We start from the raw sequence: 12,461 nt of genomic DNA, 5'->3' as shown, positions 1-12,461 counted from the left end.
TCACCCCCGCACTACACAACGAAGGACGATCGTGCTCATTGCCGGGTTCCCCGCCGGGGCCTGGGGGACCAACTGTTACCTGGTCGCCCCCGCCGCGGGTGAGGAGTGCGTGATCATCGACCCAGGCCACCAGGCCGCCCAGGGAGTCGAGGAAGCACTCGAGAAGCATCGGCTCAAGCCCGTCGCCGTCGTCCTCACCCATGGGCACATCGACCACGTGGCCTCGGTCGTCCCCGTGTGCGGCGCGCACGGCGTGCCGGCCTGGATCCACCCCGAGGACCGCTACATGATGAGCGACCCGGAGAAGGCGCTCGGGCGCTCGATCGGGATGCCGCTGATGGGCGAGTTGGCGGTGGGCGAGCCGGACGACGTCAAGGAGCTGAGCGACGGCGCGAGGCTGCATCTGGCGGGTCTGGAGCTGTCCGTCGCACACGCGCCGGGCCATACCAAGGGGTCGGTGACCTTCGGCGTGCCCGAGGCGGCGGACATCCCGCCGATCCTCTTCTCGGGCGATCTGCTGTTCGCCGGCTCCATCGGACGCACCGACCTGCCGGGCGGTGACATGGCCGAGATGCTCGACTCGCTGGCCCGCGTGTGCCTGCCGCTCGACGACTCGACCGTGGTGCTGTCCGGTCACGGCCCCCAGACGACCATCGGCCGGGAGCGCGCCGCCAATCCGTATCTGCGACAGGTGGCCGCCGGCCCGGGAGCGAACGTCGACGACGCTCCCCGACGAGGAATGTGACGAGACCTTTCGTGAGCACCTTCAAGGCCCCCAAGGGCACGTACGACCTGATCCCACCCGAGTCCGCCAAGTACCTCGCCGTGCGCGAGGCGATCGCGGCCCCGCTGCGCAACTCCGGGTACGGGTACATCGAGACGCCCGGCTTCGAGAGCGTCGAGCTGTTCGCACGCGGCGTGGGCGAGTCCACGGACATCGTGACCAAGGAGATGTACGCCTTCGAGACGAAGGGCGGCGACAGGCTGGCCCTGCGCCCCGAGGGCACCGCCTCCGTGCTGCGCGCGGCCCTGGAGGCCAACCTGCACAAGGCGGGCAACCTCCCGGTCAAGCTCTGGTACTCCGGCTCCTACTACCGCTACGAGCGCCCCCAGAAGGGCCGTTACCGCCACTTCTCGCAGGTCGGCGCGGAGGCGATCGGCGCGGAGGACCCGTTCCTCGACGCCGAGCTGATCATCCTGGCCGACCAGGCCTACCGTTCGCTCGGGCTGCGGAGCTTCCGCATCCTGCTGAACAGCCTGGGCGACAAGGAGTGCCGACCGGTCTACCGCGCCGCGCTCCAGGACTTCCTGCGCGGACTGGACCTGGACGAGGACACGCGCCGCCGGGTCGACATCAACCCGCTGCGCGTGCTCGACGACAAGCGGGAGTCCGTACAGAAGCAGCTGACCGGCGCCCCGCTGCTGCGCGACTACCTGTGCGACGCCTGCAAGGCGTACCACGAGGAGGTCCGCGAGCTGATCACCGCGGCGGGCGTGCCCTTCGAGGACGACCCCAAGCTGGTGCGGGGCCTGGACTACTACACACGTACCACGTTCGAGTTCGTCCACGACGGTCTGGGCTCCCAGTCCGCCGTGGGCGGCGGCGGCCGTTACGACGGTCTGTCGGAGATGATCGGCGGACCCTCGCTGCCGTCCGTCGGCTGGGCGCTGGGCGTCGACCGCACGGTGCTCGCCCTGGAGGCGGAGGGAGTCGAGCTCGAACTGCCCGCGTCCACCAGCGTGTTCGCGGTCCCGCTGGGCGAGGAGGCCCGCAGGATCCTCTTCGCCAAGGTCACCGAGCTGCGCAAGCTGGGCATCGCGGCGGACTTCTCGTACGGCGCCAAGGGCCTCAAGGGCGCGATGAAGAACGCGAACCGCAGCGGCGCCCGCTACACGATCGTGGCGGGCGAGCGGGATCTTGCCGAGGGCGTGGTCCAGCTCAAGGACATGGAGTCCGGGGAGCAGGCCGCGGTCGGTGTGAACGAGATCGTGGCGGAACTGGAGACCAAGCTCGGCTGAGCGTCCGTACGAGGGCCCCGGGGACGATCCCCGGGGCCCTCGTCATGCGCGCCGGGTGACGCGGCGGCGATACGGACGGTCCGGGCCGTCGTGCGGAGCGTCAATTCCGCGGACGCCGATTGGTCCAGCGGGATGATGCGTTTTCGGGCGCGCGGCACACACGGTGCGCGGGGGCCGCAGGACACCGCCGGCCCGGCCCGTGTCCGGGTGGGCAGCGCGGTCCCCTGCGGCGGCGCAGGCCCCGGGCCTCCGACGCGAGCCCGTCCGTGGGTGTGGCCCTGGCCACGACCCCGGCCGGAACCGAACGCTCGGCGGAGGCCGCCCGTACTTCCTTATGTCCATCGAACGGTGGACACGTGCTCACGTGCGGCACAATGACCACTGACCGCAGGTCCGCCCCTCGAGTATCGGAATCGACGTGATGAGCAAGACGACAGTGAAGGACGTCTCCACCGAGTCGACCGAGTCGGAACGCGCGGACGCGCCCCGGACGGTGGGCGGCAGTCGCGCGTTCGCCCTGCTGCTGGTGATCACCGGTGCGGCCGGTCTGCTCGCCGCGTGGGTCATCACGATCGACAAGTTCAAGATCCTCGAGGGCAAGGTGAGCGGCAAGACGTTCACGCCCAGCTGCAGCATCAACCCGATCGTCTCCTGCGGCAGCGTCATGGAGAGCAAGCAGGCCGCGGCCTTCGGGTTCCCCAACCCGATGCTGGGCCTCGTCTGCTACGGCATCGTGATCTGCGTCGGGATGAGCCTGCTGGCCCGTACGCGTTACCCCCGCTGGTACTGGCTCACCTTCAACTTCGGCACGCTCTTCGGCGTGGGCTTCGTCACCTGGCTGCAGTTCGAGTCCCTGTACCGGATCAACGCGCTGTGCCTGTGGTGCTCGCTGGCCTGGGTGGCCACGATCACCATGTTCTGGTACGTGACGTCGTTCAACGTCCGCAACGACTTCCTGCGGGCCCCGCGCCCGGTGAAGAACTTCCTCGGCGAGTTCACCTGGGTCCTGCCGCTCACCCACGTCGGCATCATCGCCATGCTGATCCTGACCCGCTGGGGCAGTCAGCTCTGGGCCTGAGCGGTTCCACGGCGCGGCGGACCCCGGACCGGGCGACGGGCGCGACGGCGTTGTCAGTGGGGTGACATAGGGTTTCAGCGTGGAGCCCGACCTGTTCACCGCCGCCGCAGAAGAACGCCAGGAGAAGGACCCGACCGGCAGCCCCCTGGCGGTCCGGATGCGCCCTCGCACCCTCGACGAGGTCGTGGGCCAGCAGCATCTGCTGAAGCCCGGCTCTCCGCTGCGCAGACTGGTCGGCGAGGGCAACGGCGGCCCGGCCGGACCCTCGTCGGTGATCCTCTGGGGTCCGCCCGGCACGGGCAAGACGACCCTCGCGTATGTCGTCTCCAAGGCCACCAACAAGCGTTTCGTCGAGCTGTCGGCGATCACCGCGGGCGTGAAGGAGGTCCGCGCGGTCATCGACGGCGCCCGGCGGGCCACCGGCGGCTTCGGCAAGGAGACAGTCCTCTTCCTCGACGAGATCCACCGTTTCAGCAAGGCCCAGCAGGACTCCCTGCTGCCGGCCGTCGAGAACCGCTGGGTCACCCTGATCGCGGCCACGACGGAGAACCCGTACTTCTCGGTCATCTCCCCGCTGTTGTCCCGCTCCCTGCTGCTGACCCTCGAACCGCTCACGGACGACGACCTGCGCGGCCTGCTGCGCCGCGCGCTGACCGACGAGCGCGGACTGGGCGGCGCCGTCACGCTCCCCGAGGACACCGAGGACCATCTGCTGCGGATCGCCGGCGGCGACGCCCGCCGGGCCCTGACTGCTCTGGAGGCCGCCGCCGGTGCGGCCCTCGACAAGGGGGAGTCGGAGATCGCTCTGACGACCCTGGAGGAGACCGTCGACCGCGCCGCGGTGAAGTACGACCGCGACGGCGACCAGCACTACGATGTGGCGAGCGCTCTGATCAAGTCCATCCGGGGCTCGGACGTCGACGCGGCGCTCCACTACCTGGCCCGGATGATCGAGGCGGGGGAGGACCCCCGGTTCATCGCCCGCCGGCTGATGATCTCCGCGAGCGAGGACATCGGCCTCGCCGATCCGAACGCGCTGCCGACGGCGGTCGCGGCAGCGCAGGCCGTCGCGATGATCGGCTTCCCGGAGGCCGCGCTCATCCTCAGCCACGCCACGATCGCCCTGGCCCTCGCACCCAAGTCCAATGCGGCGACCACGGCGATCGGCGCCGCCATGGAGGACGTGCGCAAGGGGCTGGCCGGCCCCGTGCCCCCGCATCTGCGTGACGGGCACTACAAGGGCGCGGCCAAGCTGGGCCATGCGCAGGGGTACGTGTATCCGCACGACCTGCCCGAGGGCATCGCCGCCCAGCAGTACGCACCGGACGCGCTCAAGGACCGCGAGTACTACACGCCCTCCCGGCACGGCGCGGAGGCGCGGTACGCGGACGCCGTGGAGTGGACCCGTAAGCACCTGCGTCGAAAGCAGCCGTAGCCACCCTGTAGAATTGCTCGGAGTGCTGAGTCCCGTGTCCGGCCCCGGCCGGACACCACCAGAACGGGACAACCAGCCGGAACCCCGTCGCCGTCAGGTGCGGGGATCCAGGAGCGTCGCGCACCGTCGAACGGTGTCGCGGGCAGCCCACCACCTCCTTCGGTCATTCCGGGGGTCACAGGTAGGTGGGCCACTCGCGTGCTGCACGTATGTGCCCAGACCAGGGGAGCGGCTGCCCGGCAGGTCCCATGTGGACCCGCAGGGATTCCCCGGCTGCGGATGCGACCTCCCCTAACCCTGGTGAAGCCGATTCCACAGAGAAACACGAGGTGTTTGGTTCATGGCGAACCAGTCCCGCCCCAAGGTCAAGAAGTCGCGTGCCCTCGGCATCGCGCTGACCCCGAAGGCCGTCAAGTACTTCGAGGCCCGTCCCTACCCGCCGGGCGAGCACGGCCGCGGCCGCAAGCAGAACTCGGACTACAAGGTCCGTCTGCTGGAGAAGCAGCGTCTGCGCGCTCAGTACGACATCTCCGAGCGTCAGCTGGTGCGCGCCTACGAGCGTGCGTCGAAGATCCAGGGCAAGACCGGTGAGGCCCTGATCGTCGAGCTGGAGCGTCGCCTCGACGCGCTGGTCCTGCGTTCGGGCATCGCCCGCACGATCTACCAGGCCCGCCAGATGGTCGTCCACGGCCACATCGAGGTCAACGGTCAGAAGGTCGACAAGCCGTCGTTCCGTGTCCGTCCCGACGACGTCGTGATGGTCCGCGAGCGCAGCCGGGACAAGACGCTCTTCCAGATCGCCCGCGAGGGTGGCTTCGCCCCCGACGGTGAGACCCCGCGCTACCTGCAGGTGAACCTCAAGTCCCTGGCGTTCCGCCTGGACCGCGAGCCGAACCGCAAGGAAGTTCCGGTGATCTGCGACGAGCAGCTCGTCGTCGAGTACTACGCCCGCTGATCACTTCTCGGCGAACACGGGTACGTCCCACGCAGCAGCCCGCCGTCTCTCCGCCCGCACGCGCGGGCGGGCGAGCCGGCGGGCTGTCGCATTCCGCCGGCGGACAGCCCTAATCCGGTACGGACCGGCCGCCCCGGCGCGATAGGCTCGGGGGACGACTTTTTGATGTTCAGGCACGTTCCAGGGAGCGGGTGCGCACGGTGTCCGGTGGTGAGGTGGCCGGGATCCTCGTGGCGGTCTTCTGGGCGATCCTGGTCTCCTTCCTCGCCGTCGCACTGGCGAGGCTGGCCCAGACGCTCAGGGCGACCACCAAGCTGGTGTCGGAGGTGACCGACCAAGCCGTTCCGCTGCTGTCGGACGCCTCCAGCGCGGTGCGCTCCGCACAGACCCAGATCGACCGGGTCGACGCGATCGCGTCGGACGTCCAGGAGGTCACGTCGAACGCGTCGGCGCTGTCGACGACCGTCGCGTCCACCTTCGGCGGTCCCCTGGTCAAGGTCGCGGCATTCGGCTACGGCGTCCGCCGGGCGATCGTCGGCCGCCGTGAGAACGTGCCCGCCAAGGCGCCCCGGCGTACCGTGATCGTGGGCCGCACCGTCCCGTCCCCGCGGCGGGGCAAGCGGAACACCCGGGAAAAGAGAGACTGACCGAGCGATGTTCCGCCGTACGTTCTGGTTCACCACGGGCGTCGCCGCCGGTGTCTGGGCCACCACCAAGGTCAACCGCAAGTTGAGGCAGCTGACGCCCGAGAGTCTGGCCGCTCAGGCCGCGAACAAGGCGCTGGAGGCGGGGCACCGGCTCAAGGACCGCGCAGCGGACTTCGCGTCCGACGTCCGCGCCGGCATGGCCCAGCGGGAAGCCGAACTCGACGACGCGCTGGGCCTGAACGCGTCCGTCGACCAACTCCCGGCACCCCGGCGGCACGCCGTCATCGAGAACCGCAACAGCCCCAAGTACATCGAGCCCCCGATGTACTCGAACAACCGGAATGAGGACCACTGATGGAGTCGGCTGAAATCCGCCGCCGCTGGTTGAGCTTCTTCGAGGAGCGCGGTCACACCGTCGTCCCTTCGGCGTCGCTCATCGCGGACGACCCGACTCTGCTGCTCGTCCCGGCCGGCATGGTGCCCTTCAAGCCCTACTTCCTGGGTGAGGTCAAGCCGCCGTTCGTGCGCGCCACCAGCGTGCAGAAGTGCGTGCGCACGCCCGACATCGAAGAGGTCGGCAAGACCACCCGGCACGGCACCTTCTTCCAGATGTGCGGCAACTTCTCCTTCGGCGACTACTTCAAGGAAGGCGCCATCAAACTCGCCTGGGAGCTGCTCACTTCGCCCCAGGACAAGGGCGGTTACGGCCTCGACCCCGAGCGCCTGTGGATCACCGTCTACAAGGACGACGACGAGGCCGAGCAGATCTGGCACGAGGTCGTCGGTGTGCCCAAGGAGCGCATCCAGCGCCTGGGAATGAAGGACAACTTCTGGTCCATGGGCGTGCCCGGACCGTGCGGCCCCTGCTCCGAGATCAACTACGACCGCGGCCCCGAGTTCGGTGCCGAGGGCGGTCCCGCCGTCAACGACGAGCGGTACGTGGAGATCTGGAACCTCGTCTTCATGCAGTACGAGCGCGGCGAGGGCATCGGCAAGGAGAACTTCGAGATCCTCGGCGACCTGCCGAGCAAGAACATCGACACCGGGCTCGGCCTGGAGCGGCTCGCCATGATTCTGCAGGACGTGCAGAACATGTACGAGATCGACACGTCCATGGCCGTGATCGACAAGGCCACCGGGCTCACCGGTGTCGCCTACGGCCACTCGCACGCGTCGGACGTCTCGCTGCGCGTGGTCACGGACCACATGCGCACCGCCACCATGCTGATCGGCGACGGCGTCACCCCCGGCAACGAGGGCCGTGGCTACGTCCTGCGCCGCATCATGCGCCGTGCCATCCGCAACATGCGCCTGCTCGGCGCCACCGGCCCGGTGGTCAAGGACCTGATCGACACCGTGATCGAGATGATGGGCCGCCAGTACCCCGAGCTGATCAGCGAGCGCGAGCGCATCGAGAAGGTCGCCGTCGCCGAGGAGAACGCCTTCCTCAAGACGCTGAAGGCGGGCACCAACATCCTCGACACCGCCGTGACGGAGACCAAGGCCTCCGGTGGCACGATCCTGTCCGGCGACAAGGCGTTCCTGCTCCACGACACCTGGGGCTTCCCGATCGACCTCACCCTCGAGATGGCCGCCGAGCAGGGTCTGAGCGTCGACGAGGACGGCTTCCGCCGCCTGATGAAGGAGCAGCGGGAGCGCGCCAAGGCCGACGCCCAGGCCAAGAAGACCGGCCACGCCGACCTCGGTGCCTACCGCGAGATCGCCGACAGCGCCGGCGAGACCGACTTCATCGGCTACTCGGACGTCGAGGGCGAGTCCACGATCGTCGGCATCCTCGTCGACGGCGTCTCCTCCCCGGCCGCCACGGAGGGCGACGAGGTCGAGATCGTCCTCGACCGCACCCCGTTCTACGCCGAGGGCGGTGGCCAGATCGGCGACACCGGCCGCATCAAGGCGGACTCCGGTGCCGTGATCGAGATCCGTGACACGCAGAAGCCGGTCCCCGGCGTCTACGTCCACAAGGGCGTGGTCCAGGTCGGCGAGGTCACGGTCGGCGCCAAGGCCCATGCCTCGATCGACACCCGCCGCCGCAAGGCCATCGCCCGTGCCCACTCGGCCACGCACCTGACCCACCAGGCCCTGCGCGACGCCCTCGGCCCGACGGCCGCCCAGGCCGGTTCCGAGAACCAGCCCGGCCGCTTCCGCTTCGACTTCGGCTCCCCGTCGGCCGTCCCGACGACCGTGATGACCGACGTCGAGCAGAAGATCAACGAGGTGCTCGCCCGCGATCTGGACGTCCAGGCCGAGATCATGGGCATCGACGAGGCCAGGAAGCAGGGCGCCATCGCCGAGTTCGGCGAGAAGTACGGCGAGCGCGTGCGCGTGGTGACCATCGGCGACTTCTCCAAGGAGCTGTGCGGCGGCACGCACGTGCACAACACCGCCCAGCTGGGTCTGGTCAAGCTGCTCGGCGAGTCGTCGATCGGTTCGGGTGTGCGCCGTATCGAGGCCCTGGTCGGCGTCGACGCCTACAACTTCCTCGCCCGCGAGCACACGGTCGTCAACCAGCTGACCGAGCTGCTCAAGGGCCGCCCCGAGGACCTGCCCGACAAGGTCTCCAGCATGCTCGGCAAGCTGAAGGACGCCGAGAAGGAGATCGAGAAGTTCCGCGCCGAGAAGGTGCTGCAGGCCGCCGCCGGGCTCGCCGGGTCCGCCAAGGACGTGCGCGGAGTCGCCGTGGTCACCGGCCAGGTGCCGGACGGCACGACACCCGACGACCTGCGCAAGCTGGTGCTGGACGTGCGGGGCCGGATCCAGGGGGGACGGCCCGCCGTGGTCGCCCTGTTCACCGTGAACAACGGCAAGCCCCTCACGGTCATCGCCACGAACGACGCCGCCCGCGAGCGCGGTCTCAAGGCCGGTGACCTGGTCCGCACGGCGGCCAAGACCCTCGGTGGCGGCGGTGGCGGCAAGCCGGACGTCGCGCAGGGCGGCGGCCAGAACCCGGGCGCCGTCGGCGAGGCCGTCGAGGCCGTCGAGCGCCTGGTCGCCGAGACCGCCAAGTAGGGATCGGCACCGGTATGAGAAGAGGACGCCGACTCGCGATCGACGTCGGTGACGCCCGGATCGGGGTCGCCTCGTGCGACCCCGACGGGATCCTGGCCACTCCGGTGGAGACCGTTCCCGGCCGGGACGTCCCGGCGGCCCAGCGCCGGCTGAAGCAGCTCGTCGAGGAGTACGAGCCGGTCGAGGTCGTCGTCGGCCTGCCCCGTTCCCTGAAGGGAGGGGAGGGTCCGGCCGCCGTGAAGGTACGGGGATTCGCGCAGGAACTGGCGCGTTTGATCACGCCCGTTCCGGTCAGGCTCGTGGACGAGCGGATGACCACGGTGACCGCCGGTCAGGGACTGCGCGCCTCGGGTGTGAAGTCCAAGAAGGGCCGGTCGGTGATCGACCAGGCGGCGGCTGTCATCATCCTCCAGCAGGCGCTGGAATCCGAGCGAGTGTCAGGTAAAGCACCCGGCGAGGGCGTCGAAGTGGTCATCTGATCGCGATACGGTAACGTTCCGCGCGATGCGATGGTGTTCGAACAGCCGTCGCACGGCAATGGGGCGGAACGGAAGCCGGGCCACCGGAGCCTGCGACCGCCGCTTCGAGGCTCTAGGGGATCGATGACTGAGTATGGCCGGGGCCAAGGCTCCGCACCGTGGCATCCGGAGGACCCGTTGTACGGGGACGGCGGATGGGGAGGGCATGAGGGCCAGGCGCCCCAGCCCCCCTACGGCGGCCAGCCGCAGCAGCACCCGGAGCAGCCGCAGCAGCACTACGGCGACTGGGGTAGCGCCCCGCAGGCCGGATACGACCAGGGACAGCAGGGGTACCAGCAGTATCCGCAGCCGGGTCAGCAGCAGTACCCGCAGCACGGTCAGCCCCAGTACCCGCAGGGCGGACAGCCCCAGTACCCGCAGCCCGGTCAGCAGCAGTATCCGCAGGCCGGGCAGCAGCACGGTCAGCCCCAGTACCCGCAGCCGGGGCAGCAGCAGTACCCGCAGCCCGGACAGCAGCAGTACCCGCAGCCCGGACAGCCGTACGGCCAGCAGCAGGGACAGCAGTACCCCGGGCAGGCGCAGCAGGGTCACGGCAACGCCGGCTGGGACCCGAGCGGTCAGTCCGGCGCGCCCTACGCGAACGGTCCGTCGGCGCCGTACGGCTCCGAGCAGCCGGACTTCTACCAGACCCCCGACGCGTATCCGCCGCCCGAGCCGCCGAACCGGCGGCGGGCGGAGCCGGAGCCCGAGACCGACTGGGACCCGGGACCGGACCGGGGTGAGCACGCCTTCTTCGCGGGCGGGGACGCCGATGACGACGCCGATGACGAGGCGGCCGACGGCCGCAAGGGGCGCGGCGACAAGGGCACGGGCAAGAAGCGCCGCAACGGGTGTGCCTGCCTGGCGGTGGTGCTGGTGCTCGGCGGAGGTGTGGGCGGTGTCGGATATGTCGGATACCAGTTCTATCAGAGCCATTTCGGTCCGGCGCCCGACTACGAGGGCGAGGGGAACGGCCAGCAGGTAGCGGTCACCATCCCGCAGGGCGCCACCGGTTCCGTCATCGGACAGGTGCTGAAGAAGGCGGGTGTCGTCAAGAGCGTCGACGCCTTCGTGGCCGCGCAGGAGCAGAACTCCGCAGGTAAGAGCATCCAGGCGGGCACGTACACGCTGAACAAACAGATGTCCGCGGCCGCGGCCGTCGAGTTGATGCTCAGCCCCAGGAGCAAGAACAACCTGATCATCGCCGAGGGCTGGCGCAATACGAAGATCTACACGGCGATCGACGAGCGGCTGAAACTCAAGGCGGGCACCACCGCGGGCGTCGCCAAGAAGGAGTGGAAGAGCTTCGGCCTTCCCGACTGGGCCAACAGCGACAAGGCCATTCAGGACCCGCTGGAAGGATTCCTCTATCCCTCCAGCTATCCGGTCGCCAAGGGCATGAAGCCCGAGGACGTCCTGAAGCAGATGGTCGACCTGGCCAAGGAGAAGTACGCCGCACTGGGCATCCAGGCCAAGGCCGAGAGCCTCAACCTGGAGAATCCGCTCCAGGTGCTCACGGTCGCGAGCCTCGTCCAGGCCGAGGGCAAGTACAAGCACGACTTCGAGAAGGTCGCGACGGTCGTCTACAACCGGCTCAAGCCGGACAACACCGAGACCTACGGACTGCTCGACTTCGACTCCACGGTGAACTACCTGCGTGGTCAGTCCAAGCTCGACACCGGTTCCGTCGACGCGCTGCGGCAGATCAACAACCCCTACAACACGTACAAGTTCAAGGGACTGCCGCCCGGACCGATCGACAACCCCGGCGACGTGGCGATCAAGGCCGCCCTCAAGCCGGCGAAGGGCAACTGGTACTACTTCGTCTCGATCAACGAGAACGAGACCCTCTTCGCCGAGACGAACGAGGAGCAGAACCGCAACCGCGATAAGTACCTCGAAGAACAGAAGAAGAAGAATCAATGACGGGCACCGCCGACCGGCGCCGGGCCGCCGTCCTCGGTTCCCCGATCGCCCACTCCCTCTCTCCGGTGCTGCACCGCGCCGCGTACGACGAGCTCGGGCTGAAGGACTGGTCCTACGACCGGTTCGAGATCGACGATGCGGCGCTGCCGGGGTTCGTTGAGGGGCTCGGCCCCGAGTGGGCGGGCCTGTCGCTGACCATGCCGCTGAAGCGGGCCGTCATCCCGCTGCTCGACTCCATCAGCGACACCGCCGCCTCGGTGGAGGCGGTCAACACCGTCGTACTCACGAAGGACGGGCGACGCCTCGGGGACAACACCGACATCCCCGGGATGGTGGCCGCCCTGCGCGAGCGCGGCATCGAGCAGGTCGACTCCGCCGCCGTCCTCGGTGCCGGCGCCACCGCCGCCTCCGCACTGGCGGCGCTGGCCCGGGTCTGCACCGGCGAGATCGTCGCCTACGTCCGCAGTGAGGCGCGGGCCGCCGAGATGCGCCAGTGGGGCGAGCGGCTCGAGGCCGACGTCCGCACCGCCGACTGGTCGCAGGCCGACCGGGCGCTGCGCGCCCCGCTCGTCGTCGCCACCACACCCGCCGGTACGACGGACGCTCTGGCCGCGGCCGTCCCCGAACGCCCCACGACCCTTTTCGACGTGCTGTACGACCCCTGGCCCACCGCGCTCGCGGCCCGCTGGTCGATGTACGGAGGTGCCGTCGTCGGCGGCCTGGACCTGCTGGTGCACCAGGCCGTGCTCCAGGTCGAGCAGATGACCGGCTGTGCCCCGGCCCCCGCGGACGCCATGCGCACGGCGGGGGAGCACGCCCTGGCGGCCCGCCGAAGGTGACGGAAGCGGGCCCCCCG

General features: G+C 69.4%; 11 protein-coding genes. All 11 read left to right on the top strand.

Going from position 1 to position 12,461, the window contains the following annotated elements; genetic code table 11:
• Positions 1-31 precede the first annotated feature (31 nt).
• Positions 32-745: an MBL fold metallo-hydrolase gene (locus ADL25_RS00595; RefSeq protein WP_059125560.1), complete on the top strand. Its 714-nt coding sequence runs from the start codon at positions 32-34 to the stop codon at positions 743-745.
• A gap of 11 nt (positions 746-756) precedes the next feature.
• Complete coding sequence (gene hisS, locus ADL25_RS00590; protein WP_059125559.1) at positions 757-2,019, top strand: histidine--tRNA ligase; 1,263 nt, start codon at positions 757-759, stop codon at positions 2,017-2,019.
• 421 nt (positions 2,020-2,440) lie between these two features.
• Positions 2,441-3,097, top strand: coding sequence for a vitamin K epoxide reductase family protein (locus tag ADL25_RS00585; protein ID WP_059125558.1), 657 nt, complete (start codon positions 2,441-2,443; stop codon positions 3,095-3,097).
• 79 nt (positions 3,098-3,176) lie between these two features.
• Complete coding sequence (locus tag ADL25_RS00580; RefSeq protein ID WP_059125557.1) at positions 3,177-4,532, top strand: replication-associated recombination protein A; 1,356 nt, start codon at positions 3,177-3,179, stop codon at positions 4,530-4,532.
• A gap of 340 nt (positions 4,533-4,872) precedes the next feature.
• Positions 4,873-5,487, top strand: a complete 615-nt coding sequence (rpsD, locus tag ADL25_RS00575; protein WP_059125556.1) for a 30S ribosomal protein S4 — start codon at positions 4,873-4,875, stop codon at positions 5,485-5,487.
• 191 nt (positions 5,488-5,678) lie between these two features.
• Positions 5,679-6,134 (top strand): DUF948 domain-containing protein, encoded by a 456-nt coding sequence (locus ADL25_RS00570; protein WP_059125555.1) that lies wholly within the window; start codon positions 5,679-5,681, stop codon positions 6,132-6,134.
• A gap of 7 nt (positions 6,135-6,141) precedes the next feature.
• Positions 6,142-6,489: a hypothetical protein gene (locus ADL25_RS00565; protein ID WP_059125554.1), complete on the top strand. Its 348-nt coding sequence runs from the start codon at positions 6,142-6,144 to the stop codon at positions 6,487-6,489.
• Positions 6,489-9,161 carry an alanine--tRNA ligase gene (gene alaS / locus ADL25_RS00560; protein ID WP_059125553.1) on the top strand — a complete coding sequence of 891 codons (2,673 nt, stop codon included), beginning with the start codon at positions 6,489-6,491 and terminating at the stop codon, positions 9,159-9,161. Before ADL25_RS00565 ends, alaS begins: the two co-directional genes overlap by 1 nt.
• 14 nt (positions 9,162-9,175) lie before the next feature.
• Complete coding sequence (ruvX, locus tag ADL25_RS00555) at positions 9,176-9,640, top strand: Holliday junction resolvase RuvX (protein ID WP_059125552.1); 465 nt, start codon at positions 9,176-9,178, stop codon at positions 9,638-9,640.
• A gap of 123 nt (positions 9,641-9,763) precedes the next feature.
• Positions 9,764-11,605, top strand: coding sequence for an endolytic transglycosylase MltG (mltG, locus tag ADL25_RS00550; protein ID WP_059125551.1), 1,842 nt, complete (start codon positions 9,764-9,766; stop codon positions 11,603-11,605).
• Positions 11,602-12,444: a shikimate dehydrogenase gene (locus ADL25_RS00545; RefSeq protein WP_059125550.1), complete on the top strand. Its 843-nt coding sequence runs from the start codon at positions 11,602-11,604 to the stop codon at positions 12,442-12,444. Before mltG ends, ADL25_RS00545 begins: the two co-directional genes overlap by 4 nt.
• Positions 12,445-12,461: the final 17 nt, after the last annotated feature.

The organism is Streptomyces sp. NRRL F-5122, assembly GCF_001507435.1.
Taxonomy (GTDB): domain Bacteria; phylum Actinomycetota; class Actinomycetes; order Streptomycetales; family Streptomycetaceae; genus Streptomyces; species Streptomyces lannensis.
This window is presented reverse-complemented; position numbering and strand designations above follow the sequence as displayed.